Raw genomic sequence first — 14,593 nt, 5'->3', positions numbered from 1 at the left:
TAAATAAAGCTCTAAAATTAGGCATAGATTTTGTTTATCTTTACACTAAGAAAACCCTTATTAATGACACTAAACATTAAACATTTTTTAATCTTTTTATTCATTTCAACTTCTGTATTTAGTCAAGTTGAAGAAATAAATCCTACTGAAGAAATAAAAACCATAACTTTTAAAGGAGACACGCCCGAAAGCCAACTACCTATTTTAAAAATTGGAGAATCTTTAGTTTTAGAATTTGATGTTTTAAACGGAAACGAAGACGATTACTATTACGAGATTAAACATTATAATTACGATTGGACACCTTCGGTCTTAGTACAATCTGAATATTTACAAGGTTTTAATGAGCAACGTATTAGGACTTGGGACAACTCTTTTAATACTTATCAAATTTTTTCTCACTTTACTTTAACCATCCCAAATGAGCAAACGCGTGCAATAACAAAATCTGGAAACTATCTTATTACCGTTTACAATGAAGATGATGATATAGAGTTTACAAGAAAATTTATGGTTTACGAAGATATTGCTTCCGTTGGTGTGGCTATAAAACGTTCTCGAGATGTTTCAGATATAAAAGAAAAACACACTGTTGATATTGCTATTAGCTCTTCAACTTTAAGATTTAACAACCCATTAGAAACTGTAAAAACAGTAATAATTCAGAATAATAATTTAAGAACCGCTATTAAAAACATTAAACCGCAATACGTTTTAGGTAACGAATTACAATATCGTTATGTAAAAGGGACTAGTTTTTATGCAGGTAATGAATACCGTTATTTTGAAAACAAAGATTTAAGAGGAGCAAATACCGGCGTTCAATTTATACAACTAAAAGATTTATACAATAGCTACCTATACAAAGATGTTATGAGAGCAAACAGAGCTTACACGTACAATCCTGATATTAATGGTAACTTTTTAATTACTGCTTTAGACACAAACAACCCAACTACAGAAGCAGACTACGCTCAAGTTCATTTTATGTTAGAATTAAACAAACTACAAAAAGGACAAACTGTACATGTTTATGGCAATTTTAACAATTACGCTGTAGACGAAACTACTCAACTAACCTATAACGACGAAGGCAGCACCTACGAAGGCAAACTACTTTTAAAACAAGGTTTTTACAGCTACAAATACGTTATTAAAAATAAAGATGGTAGTATAGACGAAAATGCTATTAGTGGTAATTTTCATCAAACTGAAAATAGTTACAAAGTACTAGTGTACTATAGAGATTTAGGTGCTAGATACGATAGAATAATTGGTTTAGGAGAAGGTAATTCGGTTAATATTACGAACTAAACGTTAATAGATAGTTAATAATCACTTGCAATTGACTGCTATTATTGGGATAATTAATGTTATATTAGTACTTTAGCTCAGTAGATTATAAAGAAAAATGGTTCAACAAGTAACAAGAGGCATAAAAATTTCGGTAATAACCAATTTTGAAGGCACATTTTATAAAAACTATAAAATACATTACGCCTTTGGATACAAGGTTACTATAGAAAACCAGAGCAAGGACTCTGTGCAACTCAATGCTAGACATTGGATAATTCTTGATGCTCTAAATAATGTCGAAACCGTTTCTGGAGAAGGCGTAATTGGAAAAAAACCAGTATTAAAACCTGGCGAATCTCACACCTATACTTCAGGATGCTTACTAACTGCTCCTTTCGGAGCTATGCGAGGTCATTACAGCATGGTAAATTTCACAACAACTAAAAAGTTTGACGTTGCAATTCCTTCATTTAAATTAAGCGCTCCTTTTGCTATAAATTAAGCTTCTTTTCTATTAAACCTAATAACTTTATCATTCTGTTCTAAATGAAAGAAATGACAGTTTGAATAATGAATAATTTGGTAATCATCCTCATAATTAAAACTTGAATCTTCTGTAACATATATAGCATCGCAATCTATATTCCCATGAGGAGAAATACGCTTGTAACGATATTCGTTAATCATTTCTGTTTTATAAATTTCGTACCAAGCACCAGCAGCAATCCCAGAAAGCCACTGTGCTTTTTCATGCAAGCCATTAACTTCTTTAGGAATAAGCGTCCCAACTTTATTCGGTTTATAATCTTTTAACCTATCTAAAAAGCATTTTAAATTTTCACTTTTTTGAGAACCTTTATACTCTACTATCGCTCCTTGATCTGAAACCTCAAAAGGATAAGTATTAGTATTTGCCAATAAAACATTACCAACAGTACTTGGCGTAAACCATTTAGAATTCTCTAAAGCTTTTTTAGTTTTTATATTTGTTAGTGATTCAATTAAAGCATCGGTTACAAAACGCGCACAATTACAAGCTTCTTTTTTAAAAGCAGCATAATATATAAATCCTCGCTCTTGCATACTAGTAATATGAGTTCTAGCTTTTTTATAATTTATAGCATTACATACAGAAGCTACCAATCTGCCATCTCCATGTGTTAATTTTGGATTTGTAGCTAAGAATTTTAAAATAGCATCTAGATTTAGAATCTCATCCTCTTTTATTTCTGCTTTAATCGGTATATGCAACTCGTTATCAGTATGAATACCACGAACACGACCATTAGGCTCTGAAGTAATATAACGACCAAAATCGTGATATTCTAAAACTCCGGTTGCTTTATTTATTAATACCAAAGCTGCATGTCCTGCACGAACACTTGTTTTACTACCTACTCCAACATATCTTAAATAAGGAGAATACCATTCTTCGGCATGAGAAACAATAGTATCTGGATAGGCAAGTGTTAATATTACACCTGTGTTTTCTTTTTGATTATTCATTTACTGCTTCAACAAGGTTAAATATTTTACTCGTTTTTTCTGAAGTATTCAAATTTAAAAATCGCATTTCTAAAGTAGCATTTGTTTTTTCAATTTGAGTAATACTTGTTGTTTTTACAAAACCACGATCCATAACAACACCAAAATTTGTATTATCCTTACCTGCTGTTTTATGAAATCCTAAAAGCGAGCTTGAAGACAATTCCTTTTCAGATTTAAAATCTTCAAACCAATCGCGTCTTGCCTGTTTTTTATCTTCAGTATATAAAGTAGAAGACGACCATATTTTAGTTTCTAATGGTAATTTTTGAAAATGCTTTAGTTCAGAATCCCAAACCAGCTCAAAGAATTTTAAGCCCGTATCCCAATCGGCAATCACAATTGTAAAAGGTTCTATATCTTTAAAATTATAAGCCTCAATAGTAGTTTCAATATCCTTAGCGGTTAGTAAATCTGTAACCACAACACCTCTACTTTGCCTGTAATTTGGTTTTCTTTCATGAAGTTTAAAACCACCATTTAACAAACATACTATTCTATTTCTATCACTTGCTCCAATCCAACTTCCGCCAGACTGCTCATCTTTAGGCATTAATAAACTTGTATTATTAATAGAATAAAAATCTGGAGACAAAGCGTTTCTATTTGGTGCTTCATCTCTATTAGAGGTTAACACAAAATCATTATTCCCTTTGTAAAAAATACTTACTGTACACATAAAGTTAATAGTCCAAAAATAGAACGGCAACTTACAAAAAAATAAGATTTCTTTGGCATTTACTCCAGAAAGAAATACTTAAAAATTTTGTAACTTTGCTCCTTTAAATTTGACAACTAAAACTTAATATAAAATGGGAAAAGGATTTTTTAACGTACCAATCGCAGTAAACGAACCTGTAAGAGCTTATGCTCCTGGTTGTGAGTATCGTGAAGCAATTTCTAAAGCTTACAAAGAGATGTACAACAGCACTTTAGATGTGCCAATGTATATTAATGGAAAGGAAGTAAAGACTGGAAACACTAAACCAATGTCTCCTCCACACGATCATAAACATGTTGTTGGACATTACCATTTAGCCGAAAAATCTCACGTTGACGAAGCTATTTCTACAGCTTTAGAAGCAAGAACAAACTGGGCAGAAATGCCTTGGGAACATAGAGCTGGAATATTTTTAAAAGCTGCCGAATTAATTGCTGGACCATATAGAGCTAGAATTAATGCTGCAACAATGATGGCACAATCTAAAACAATACACCAAGCAGAAATTGATGCTGCTTGTGAATTTATAGATTTCTTACGTTTTAACGTACAGTTCATGACAGAAATGTACCATGAACAACCACAAAGTACAAGTGGAGCTTGGAATCGTATAGAATACAGACCTCTTGAAGGTTTTGTATATGCTGTAACACCATTTAATTTTACTGCTATTGCAGGAAACCTACCTGCTTGTATGGCAATGATGGGTAATGTTGTGGTTTGGAAACCTAGCGATTCTCAAATCTATTCTGCTAAAGTAATTATGGATGTTTTTGAAGAAGCTGGAGTTCCTGCTGGAGTAATAAATGTTGTTTTTGGTGATCCAGTAATGATTACTGAAACTGTATTAGCAAGCCCTGATTTTTCTGGATTACACTTTACAGGTTCTACTTACATATTTAAAGAACTTTGGAAACAAATTGGAAACAATATCCATAACTACAAAACATACCCAAAAATTGTTGGAGAAACTGGTGGTAAAGATTTTATTGTTGCCCACAAAACAGCCAATCCTGCACAAGTAGCAACGGCTATTGCACGTGGTTCTTTTGAGTTTCAAGGACAAAAATGTAGTGCAGCTTCTCGTGCTTACGTTTCTAAAAGCATTTGGAATGCTGTTAAAGAACAATTAGTAAGAGATGTAAAATCTTTTAAAATGGGTTCTCCTGCAGATATGGAAAACTTTGTTACTGCTGTAATACATGAAGGTTCTTTCGATAAATTAGCAAAATACATTGACCAAGCGAAAGCTGATGACAATGCTGAGATTATTGTTGGTGGTGGTCATGATAAAACTAAAGGTTACTTTATTGAGCCTACTGTTATTGTAACAAACGACCCAAAATACACAACAATGCGTGAAGAGTTATTTGGACCAGTAATGACTATTTATGTTTTTGAAGATGAAGATTATTCTAAAACATTAAAAATAGTAGACGAAACTAGTGACTACGCATTAACTGGAGCTATTTTAGCACAAGATAGATATGCAGTAGTAGAAGCAACTAAAGCATTACAAAACTGTGCAGGTAACTTCTATATTAACGATAAGCCAACTGGTGCTGTTGTAGGGCAACAACCTTTTGGAGGTGCTAGAGGTTCTGGAACCAATGACAAGGCGGGAAGTATATTAAACTTACAACGTTGGGTATCACCAAGAATGATTAAAGAAACATTTGTAACACCTACAGATTACAGATATCCTTTCTTAGGAGAATAGTAACTTCTGTTATTAAATATAAAGAAACCCAAAGCTTTTAGCTTTGGGTTTTTTCGTTCTAAGCCATTATAAAATGTAATCCTTAAAAACACTTACTGTTTAATAAAACAATATCTTTTTAACTATAAACTAATTAAACATTACTGAATATCGACAAAACAAAAACGCGAACTAAATAGCTCGCGTTTTTTTTTATAAAATTATATTGAGATAATTTTTAGTCAAAATCTTTATTCTCCCCTAAATCTGCTTTTTGCACATTCAAGACTTTATTATTTAATCCCACAACAAAAGCAACTAACTCTAAGTTATCTGTGTTTTGAACAGATGCTGGAACAGTTAAAGTGTAGTTTCCTGTAAAAGTACTATTTGTATCTGTACTCGCTACTGGAATTACATCACCAAATATATTTGTAAAGACACTACGAGCTGTATGATCATGCACAAAACCAACAATTGGATTACCCGCTTGATACCATGGACTTGAAGGATCTCCATTATAATAGTTTACTTGGTCATAAACTAGACCATTCTCTAATAAATAAACAACAATTTTATTTTCAGAATTTACTTTTAAATCATAATGCACTTTTACTTCTGCAGTAATTGTATTACCAGCAATTGAAGAGTTTATTGCTAATCCCATATTTTGTCTAGTACTTAAGTAACCTATAGGCTGACTAGAACTCTCATTCCAAGTGATAGTTCTATTAACTTTACCTGTTGGAAAACCATTTACTCCAAAAGTACTCTCCATTTGATTTGCATAAGGAAATAACATTTCATTATCATCGTGTATTGCTACTGGAATAACATTAGAGTTTTGTGTAACTGTGTTTTCTAATGCCGTTGCTAATCTTGGGCAATACCCACACCAAGTTCCAGTATAATCTTCTACCAAGACCTTAGTAGTATGCGTAGACTCTACTGCCACAATATTAACACTATTAGATGTTAGCGTACTATTTGGCATTACAAAAGTTGCAACTGCATTATAATCGCCAGCACTTGTAAAATTAGTTGGATTAGTAACAGTACCTGCTTCTGTACTATAGACTACATATTCTGTTATGTTATTACCTAAATCGTCTATTACAGTAAAAGTAGCATCCTCTTTATCATACCAAAAAAGATTATTATCTACCGTAAGCGTTATTGCAGTAGGAGCATCACCAATCTCTATTGTAATAGTATCAGTAAAATCTCCATTTGTTGCTGTTACAGTATAAGATCCTGAAGCTGGAAACACATAAGGGTTCTCAACTACAACACCATTTACAGTAAATACAGAACCTGCTGTAACATCAGCACCTAAATTATTAACAACACCAAATGTTACAGGAATACCGGCAAAAGCAGAAGTAACATTGCTTTCTACCGTTATAGCAGTTACAATGGCAGATCCACCACCACTTCCACCAGTGCCAGTGCCTCCATCATCATTTTCGTTATCTGAACTACATGCGAATGCAAAAATCACAAAGGCCATTACGACTAATTCTTTTAAAATACTTTTAATTTTCATGTTGGTTTATATTTTGTTGGTTATTATTAAAAAGACAAATTATTAAGACTTTTAAATTGAAGTTCACAATTTATGACTTAATTTTCTAAACTTTCATTTAAAAAAACACTAATTTTATAAAAAAAATTAACAAATCATCAAATGAAACATTTTATCCGCTTATTAGTATTTGCAATTAGCTTTACACTTTCTGCACAAGAATCACTACCTACAACAGAAATTAAAACACTAGATGGCACAACTACTTCTTTACAAGAAATTAGCAAACAAAACGACCTTATAGTTGTCTCTTTATGGGCAACTTGGTGTGTACCATGTAAAAACGAATTAGACGCTATTAACGAACTTTATACAGATTGGCAAGATGAAACCAATGTAAAGGTTTATGCTATTTCAATAGACGACTCTAGAACGGTTAGTCGCGTAAAACCACTAGTTAATGGAAAAGCTTGGGATTTTGATATCCTATTAGACACTAACAATGATCTAAAAAGAGAATTAGGAGCTGCAACAGTACCACTTACATTAATAATAAAGAATGGGAAAATTGTTTACAGACACTCTGGTTATACTCCTGGCTCTGAAGACTCTCTTTTTGAAGAAATAAAAAAACACTCTTAAACCTAACTACCAACCAATTTATATTATGAAAAAAATCACAGTTTTAATTGTGTTAATACTACCTATGCTTAGTTTTTCACAAGAAACAGACACAAAAGACAATACTATATTTAAACAATTTCTAGATAATCTTTCGGGTAGTTTAGAAACCAATGGACAATGGTACACTAACGATGCTGTTTTAGGTGATTTTGAAGATCCTCTTCCTGAATTTGATTTAAGAAATGAACACATTAGAGTTAATAGTTATTTACGATTAGATTATAGTTTTTTAGAAAATTTCACCGTTGGCCTTCAAGCAGAAAGCTACGAACCTCTTCCGCTTATTAACTATTACCCTGAATATAATGATACTAGAATAGCAACGTATTATGCAAATTTTAGAAATAAAAAATTAGATATTACTGCTGGTTATTTTTACGAACAATTTGGTAGCGGATTATTACTTCGTGCTTTTGAAGAAAGACAGCTTGGTTTAAATACTGCATTAAGAGGTGGACGTATAAAATACACACCAACAGACTTTTTAGACATTACTGCATTATATGGACAGCAACGTGTTGCTTTTGATGTATCTGAAAGTGATATTTTTGGTTTCGACACCAATTTTGATTTCACAAAAGCTTTTGAAATTAAAGGATTAAACCGATTAAGCTTAGGACTAAGTTATGTTGGCAAAAAAGAAGATTTTACACCTCCTGTTAATGAATTTGATCCAGAAAATGAATTTGACATAACAGATTTTCCTGAAATGATAAATTCTTACTCAGCAAGAGTAGATGTTGATTTTGGAAATTTTTACATAAATACCGAATATGCTTTAAAAGGAGAAGATGTTACTTTTATTCCTCCTGCTCTACCAGGAGACGGTATTCTTGAAGGTAAATATTTTGATGGTAATGCACTTATTTTTACTGCTGGTTTTAGCAAAAGAGGATTAGGAATAAGCAATACGTTTAGACGCATGGAAAACATGACTTTTACTGCAGAACGTAATGCAAAGGATATTTCTTCAACAGAATTCCAATTTAATATGCAGAACTTAAACTACTTACCCACATTAACTAAACAGCAAGATTATTCTTTAGCAAACATTTATATTTACAATACACAACCTGGACTGTTTTTACAAAATTTTGGTGGTCAAGCTGGAGAAATAGGAAATTCTTTAGATGTCTTTTATAACTTTAAAAAAGGTTCAAAGTTAGGTGGTAAATACGGAACAAAATTTACTATGAATTTTGCGTATTGGGCTTTACTAGACGCCGAATTTAACCAGACGGAATCTACCTATAACGCTGAGTTTTTAAAATTTGGGAACCGCTTAAATAGAGATATAAATTTTGAAATTAGAAAAAAACTAAACAAAAACTGGTCTTCTATTTTTACTTACATCAACACTATTGTTGATAAAGGTGTTGCTTTAGGAGGTAACCTAGGAACAGATGGCGATATTAAATCTCAAATAGTAATTGCAGATGTTACCCATAAACTAGGTAGCGGAAAATCGGTTAGACTAGAAGGGCAGCATTTATGGACAAAAGAAGATAAAAAGAATTGGGCAGGAGCAACTTTAGAATTTGTTGCTAGCAGCAAATTAGCATTCTACGTTACAGATATTTACAACTATGGCAACGAGATTAAAGAAGACCAAAACCATTATTATAATGTTGGAGGTAGTTTTACAAAAGGAGCCACTAGAGTTGCTTTAAACTATGGAAGACAACGTGGTGGATTACTTTGCGTTGGTGGTGTTTGTAGATTTGTACCTGAAAATACAGGTTTAACATTAAACATAAACACTTCTTTTTAAAAATTAAAACTTATATAAAAAAAAGGCTTCCAAACGGAAGCCTTTTTTATGCTTACTATAAATCAAAACCTAATGTAAATTGCAACACTATATTTCTTGGTTTTCCATCATCATAAATATCTCCTAAACCAAAATGATATCTTACAGATAACCTAACGCAGGAATCTGTTTTAAAACTAGCTCCTACATTTACCCTACAATCGAATTTATTAAGATCAAACTCTTGAGAAACATCAAAAAAATTAAAACTACTCTCAAACTCTTCTTTATGAGAGATAGCCAAACCTGCTTGTCCTCCTACTTGTAAAAAGAAATTTTTAGTAGGATACAAATTAATTGATAATGGCTTATTTATATAATTCACTTTTTGTATAAATGTTGAATTATTATTTTTAAGCTCGTAACCTTGTTGCGAATATTGAAACTCTATTTGCAGAGCTAAAGCTTCGCTTACAAAAGACTCGCCGTAAAAACCAACATTAAAACCATGTCGCTATCCTATTTCTCTGTCTGTATTAAACTTTACTGAAGCTAAATTATAACCTCCTTTAAACCCAAAACTGGACTTGCTTTCTGTAATCGACTCTTTTACATTTTCTTGAGCATTTACTTCTAGACAGGCTATAAATAACACTATCAATACAATTATTTGTTTTTTCATTTTTTACGTTTTTGATTAAAAAAAAAACTGCTACCAAATGGCAACAGTTAAATTTATATGTACAAAAAAAAAAAATACTTTTAGTTTATTTAATTTAGAAATAAAACCCGAAACTACCGGTAACACCAAATTTTCTAGCTTCAGGATTAAGTACCGGATCTAGATAGTTACCTCTAAAATTAAAGTCTATTCTAAAAACTTTAAAAATATTACCTACACCAACACTATACTCATAATACGCTTCTTTATTTGGAGCAACATACGTTAAACCAGATGCATTAATATCTCTGTTTTTTTGAGATATATCTCCCATAACACCCCTAAAACCAACAATAGCTCTTAGGTTGTATTTTTTAAGAAACGGAATTCTTGAAAATAATCGTCCGTTGAAATTATGCTCTACATGCAAGGTCGCATACTCGTCTGTTACAAACTCGTAAAAATCTAAATTAGAGAATGTATTATAAATAGAAAAGTAACTTTGGTTACCAGGCACAACACTCATTAATCCTAACGGTATTTCACCATACGTTTTACCAACCTCTATACTTGTAGTTAAACGACCAAAACCACCTAAAGCCCATGGCTGGTAGTAAGAGAATTGTAATTTTTTATAATCGAAATCACTATTAAACAAACTTGGATCCCCAACTGTAACTTGCGCAAAAAGCCTAGCAAAGTCATCATTTTTATTTCTTCGCTCTACACCAAATCCTGTCATTTCTCTTTTTGGAAAATAAGACAGTGATAAAGCTGATTCATATTGTTTAATTTCAGACTTTGTTTCCGTTTGAGTAGCGTCGGTATAATAGTCTAAACTAAAAGTTGATGAAGCAGATTCTAATGTTTTATAAGTTCCGCTTAAGCGAGTTACGAAATTTCTAAGTGGCTCTGCCTCTATTGCAACAGTAGTTAAATTAACATTGGTTAGCTTATCGTTAGTTCCAGTCCCTACAACAGATGATGACGCTAAACTTCTACCTAGAACATCAGTAGAACTTGTTAAATTCGCTCCTATTTGTTCTACATCTCTTCTATTTCCTCCCGAAATAATCAATCGACTTTTTTTATCCATTAACCATTTTCCAGAAATACCGTATTTAAATTTATCATCTCTAAACCCATAAGCTAAAAAACCTTCTAAACGCCATAAATCGTTCTGTCCAAAATAAGTTCTACCACCTCCTCTTAATCTAACACCTTCGACTTCATTATACCCAAAAGTTGAAAAAATTGGTCCGTAATCTAGGTTTAACTCATCGAACTCAATGTAGCCCGAAGCCAATATGCTTCCTAAATTATAAAGTCTTTTAAACTTTTTGGTATTCTTTAAAGAATCAAGCATTACATAAACACCTTTTTCATCTTTGCTTAAAGACTCCATTCTGTTTTTATCCCAAAAGGCTTCATCTTGATTGTACAAATCTTCATCAAAACTATAAATTTTCTCTTTATAGAATTTAGGCTCTTTCTTTTCGTCGAACTTATAATTATCATACAACGTTGTACGCTTACCATAGATACCTTGTGACTTTTCCTTTTTATTGAAAGCAAAATCAGACATAAAGTAATCTCGTTTAATCAAGAAAGTAGAATCATTTAAAACATCAAACTCTTGCTCTATATAAATTTCTTTTACCCAATTAATATTTGCACTTTTAGAAGCTTGCATATTAATATCTTTAATAGCAAACGTGGTATCTGCCACCCAAAAATCACCTTTAAAGGTCAATTCGTTTTTACGTCTTGGATAGTAAATAATATTATAACACCATTTATTATCTATAAAAGAACTATCAGCTAAAACATAGTTATAAGTTTGTATTCCTGTTCTAGAAATAGGACTAGTAAAACTCTTATCGAAGAACTTTAAATAATTATCGTACACATCGTAGTCGCTATATAAATCGTCTACAAAATCAATAATAATTTGGTTATTACTAAATCCAGAATTTTTATTTCCTTTTAAAATCTCGCGCTTTTCATTTATAATATTATCTCCATAAACTTCAGCTGAAGACTCATTTATAAACATTGGTAAATAGGTTTTACCAGTAACTTTAGAAGTATCTACTTGCTCGAAAACAAACTCCATACCACGAAATAGTTTACTTTTTATGGTCGCGCTATCAATTGTATTTAAATCGAACTCTACTTTTTCGTATTTATCGTATTGGTATTGCTTGTATTGTTTTAATCCGTTACTTCTTTTATTAGCCCAAATTTTACGTAAAATATCTATTGCAGGATTATTTTTTTTAGGTTGCTTACCAGAAACAAGTACTACCTCTTGTAACGTTGCAGCATCTTCTTGCAAAGTAACATCAAACTTATAATTAACTTTTTTTGTTAGTTTTACTGTTTGTGTTTGGAAGCCTATAAAAGAATACACAATAGATTCCTGTGTATCATCATCTTCTAAATAATAGGTTCCGTTTTCGTCTGTAATTGTACCAATGCTTGTGCCTTCAAAATAGATATTAACATAAGGAACAGGAGAATTAGTATCATCATAAACATGACCACTAACTTTGGTTTGCGCTAAAGCAGTAAGACTTACAAAGCATAATAGCAAGAATAAAAATTTTAATTTCATGTGTTCCTTTTTATCATTTTTTAATAGTAGCATCAAGTATTCTTACAAACACATCTATATGAACGAATTATAGAAACATATGTTTTATAAGTATAGAATATAAACAAACAAACTTCATCAACAATTGTGCTAATGAAGTTTGATATAAAACTATTTTTTGTTTTTCTATTTATACATCACTTTTTTAACAGCCTTAATTACCTCTGTATAATCTGGTAACCATTCTGCTAATAATACTGGTGAATAAGGTGCAGGTGTATCTGCAGTATTTATTTTTACAACTGGAGCATCTAAATAATCGAAAGCTTCAGACTGTACAATATATGTTAATTCTGTAGAAACGTTTCCAAAAGGCCAAGCCTCTTCTAAAACAACTAAACGGTTTGTTTTCTTTACAGATTTTAATACCGCTTCTTTATCTAAAGGTCTTACTGTACGTAAATCTATAATTTCGCAAGAGATACCTTCTTTTGCTAATTCGTCTGCTGCTTTGTATGCTTCTTTTATAATTTTACCAAAAGAAACAATAGTAACATCTGTACCTTCTCTTTTAATATCGGCAACACCTAATGGGATTGTGTACTCTCCTTCTGGCACTTCTCCTTTATCACCATACATTTGCTCACTTTCCATAAAAATTACTGGATCGTCATCACGAATAGCAGCTTTTAATAATCCTTTTGCATCATATGGATTAGATGGCACAACAACTTTTAAACCGGGAGTGTTAGCGAACCAACTCTCGAAAGCTTGTGAATGTGTTGCTCCTAATTGTCCTGCAGATCCTGTTGGTCCTCTAAATACAATTGGGCATTTAAGTTGCCCACCAGACATTTGTCTGATTTTTGCTGCATTGTTTATAATTTGATCTATCCCAACTAAAGAGAAATTAAAGGTCATATATTCTACAATTGGTCTATTACCAGTCATGGTAGAACCAATAGCAATACCAGCAAAACCAAGTTCTGCAATTGGAGTATCGATAACACGTTTTGCACCAAATTCGTCTAACATACCTTTAGATGCCTTGTAAGCACCATTATATTCTGCTACCTCTTCTCCCATTAAGTAAATGCTTTCATCTCTGCGCATTTCTTCACTCATGGCCTCACATATAGCTTCTCTAAATTGAATTGTTTTCATATTACTTTATAAAATTGAAAAACAAAAATAAGGATAACTCTAAACTAATAATACAGTTTTTATTTAAAATTTATTATGCGTGCATAGTATTTTTTCAGAATAAAATAATTATCTTCGTATCCTGAAAAACTGAAGCATTTAACGATAACGATTGAGTAGAGGGCTTCACAAACAAAATAGTCTTAATTTAATTATAATAAATATGAAAATATTAGTGTGTATAAGTCACGTTCCTGACACTACATCGAAAATTAATTTTACTGATGGAGATTCAAAATTCGACACAAATGGTGTTCAATATGTAATAAACCCTAACGATGAGTTTGGTTTAACACGTGCAATGTGGTTTAAAGAAAAGCAAGGTGCAAGTGTAGATGTTGTAAATGTTGGTGGTGCAGAAACTGAACCTACTTTACGTAAAGCTCTAGCTATTGGTGCAGATTCTGCAATTAGAGTTAACACAGAAGCTAAAGATGGTTTTCAAGTTGCTAAAGAATTAGCTAAAGTGGTAAAAGATGGTGGTTACGACTTAGTAATTGCTGGTCGTGAATCTATTGATTATAATGGAGGAATGGTTCCAGGAATGTTAGCTGAATTAACAAATGCAAATTTTGTTACCAACTGTATTAATTTAGAGGTTGAAGGTACAAATGCTACTGCTACTAGAGAAATTGATGGTGGAAAAGAAACGGTTGCTACAAGTTTACCATTGGTAATTGCAGGACAAAAAGGATTAGTTGAAGAAAGCGATTTACGTATTCCTAATATGAGAGGAATTATGATGGCACGTAAAAAGCCATTAAATGTTGTTGATGCAGCAAATGCTGAACCAGAAACAGCTTCTATTAAATTTGAAAAACCAGCTCCTAAAGGCGCAGTTACTTTAGTAGATGCAGGAAACTTAGATGAGTTAGTAAACTTACTTCATAACGAAGCTAAAGTTATATAGTTG

Annotated in this window: 12 protein-coding genes and 1 pseudogene; 6 read left to right on the top strand and 7 right to left on the bottom strand. The window is 32.0% G+C overall.

What is annotated here, in order from left to right:
* The first annotated feature begins 63 nt into the window (after positions 1-63).
* Complete coding sequence (locus tag ASC41_RS01980; RefSeq protein WP_055434962.1) at positions 64-1,314, top strand: type IX secretion system plug protein; 1,251 nt, start codon at positions 64-66, stop codon at positions 1,312-1,314.
* A gap of 97 nt (positions 1,315-1,411) precedes the next feature.
* Entirely contained in the window at positions 1,412-1,798 is a 387-nt protein-coding gene (gene apaG / locus ASC41_RS01975; RefSeq protein ID WP_055434961.1) for a Co2+/Mg2+ efflux protein ApaG, read from the top strand.
* On the opposite strand, the gene ASC41_RS01970 is transcribed toward apaG, so the two are convergent.
* Together ASC41_RS01970 and ASC41_RS01965 are read right to left on the bottom strand one after the other, a co-directional pair.
* Positions 1,795-2,802: a DUF6695 family protein gene (locus ASC41_RS01970; protein ID WP_055434960.1), complete on the bottom strand. Its 1,008-nt coding sequence runs from the start codon at positions 2,800-2,802 to the stop codon at positions 1,795-1,797. The genes apaG and ASC41_RS01970 overlap by 4 nt on opposite strands.
* Entirely contained in the window at positions 2,795-3,520 is a 726-nt protein-coding gene (locus tag ASC41_RS01965; protein ID WP_055434959.1) for an NRDE family protein, read from the bottom strand. The genes ASC41_RS01970 and ASC41_RS01965 overlap by 8 nt, the downstream gene beginning before the upstream one ends.
* 133 nt (positions 3,521-3,653) lie before the next feature.
* Here ASC41_RS01965 and pruA point away from each other — a divergent pair, with 133 nt between their 5' ends.
* On the top strand, positions 3,654-5,282 hold the full coding sequence (gene pruA / locus ASC41_RS01960) for an L-glutamate gamma-semialdehyde dehydrogenase (protein WP_055434958.1): 1,629 nt from the start codon (positions 3,654-3,656) through the stop codon (positions 5,280-5,282).
* A 217-nt stretch (positions 5,283-5,499) separates the two neighbouring features.
* Here the strand turns inward: pruA and ASC41_RS01955 are convergent, their stop codons facing one another.
* The gene (locus ASC41_RS01955; protein ID WP_055434957.1) at positions 5,500-6,807 is read right to left on the bottom strand and encodes an Omp28-related outer membrane protein; all 1,308 of its coding nucleotides are present in this window, start codon (positions 6,805-6,807) and stop codon (positions 5,500-5,502) included.
* Between the two features lie 141 nt (positions 6,808-6,948).
* On the opposite strand from ASC41_RS01955, the gene ASC41_RS01950 reads away from it, so the two are divergent.
* Both ASC41_RS01950 and ASC41_RS01945 read left to right on the top strand, forming a co-directional pair.
* Complete coding sequence (locus ASC41_RS01950) at positions 6,949-7,428, top strand: TlpA family protein disulfide reductase (RefSeq protein ID WP_055434956.1); 480 nt, start codon at positions 6,949-6,951, stop codon at positions 7,426-7,428.
* Positions 7,429-7,453: 25 nt separating this feature from the next.
* Positions 7,454-9,241: a DUF6029 family protein gene (locus tag ASC41_RS01945; RefSeq protein WP_055434955.1), complete on the top strand. Its 1,788-nt coding sequence runs from the start codon at positions 7,454-7,456 to the stop codon at positions 9,239-9,241.
* 55 nt (positions 9,242-9,296) lie between these two features.
* On the opposite strand, the pseudogene ASC41_RS17075 reads toward ASC41_RS01945, so the two are convergent.
* From ASC41_RS17075 to ASC41_RS01930, 4 genes and pseudogenes are all read right to left on the bottom strand, one after another.
* Positions 9,297-9,719: pseudogene (locus tag ASC41_RS17075) on the bottom strand (outer membrane beta-barrel protein); the annotation flags it as partial.
* A 15-nt stretch (positions 9,720-9,734) separates the two neighbouring features.
* Positions 9,735-9,902 carry a hypothetical protein gene (locus tag ASC41_RS17070; protein WP_241489616.1) on the bottom strand — a complete coding sequence of 56 codons (168 nt, stop codon included), beginning with the start codon at positions 9,900-9,902 and terminating at the stop codon, positions 9,735-9,737.
* 94 nt (positions 9,903-9,996) lie between these two features.
* The gene (locus ASC41_RS01935) at positions 9,997-12,498 is read right to left on the bottom strand and encodes a DUF5686 and carboxypeptidase-like regulatory domain-containing protein (protein ID WP_055435071.1); all 2,502 of its coding nucleotides are present in this window, start codon (positions 12,496-12,498) and stop codon (positions 9,997-9,999) included.
* A 165-nt stretch (positions 12,499-12,663) separates the two neighbouring features.
* Positions 12,664-13,641, bottom strand: coding sequence for a pyruvate dehydrogenase complex E1 component subunit beta (locus ASC41_RS01930; protein WP_055434954.1), 978 nt, complete (start codon positions 13,639-13,641; stop codon positions 12,664-12,666).
* 202 nt (positions 13,642-13,843) lie between these two features.
* Between ASC41_RS01930 and ASC41_RS01925 the strand changes: the two genes are divergently transcribed.
* The gene (locus ASC41_RS01925; RefSeq protein WP_055434953.1) at positions 13,844-14,590 is read left to right on the top strand and encodes an electron transfer flavoprotein subunit beta/FixA family protein; all 747 of its coding nucleotides are present in this window, start codon (positions 13,844-13,846) and stop codon (positions 14,588-14,590) included.
* The last annotated feature ends 3 nt before the right edge of the window (positions 14,591-14,593 follow it).

The organism is Lacinutrix algicola (assembly GCF_001418085.1).
Classification (GTDB): Bacteria; Bacteroidota; Bacteroidia; order Flavobacteriales; family Flavobacteriaceae; genus Lacinutrix; species Lacinutrix algicola.
Note: the sequence above shows the minus strand (reverse complement) of the source record. Positions and strands in the feature narration are given on the sequence as shown.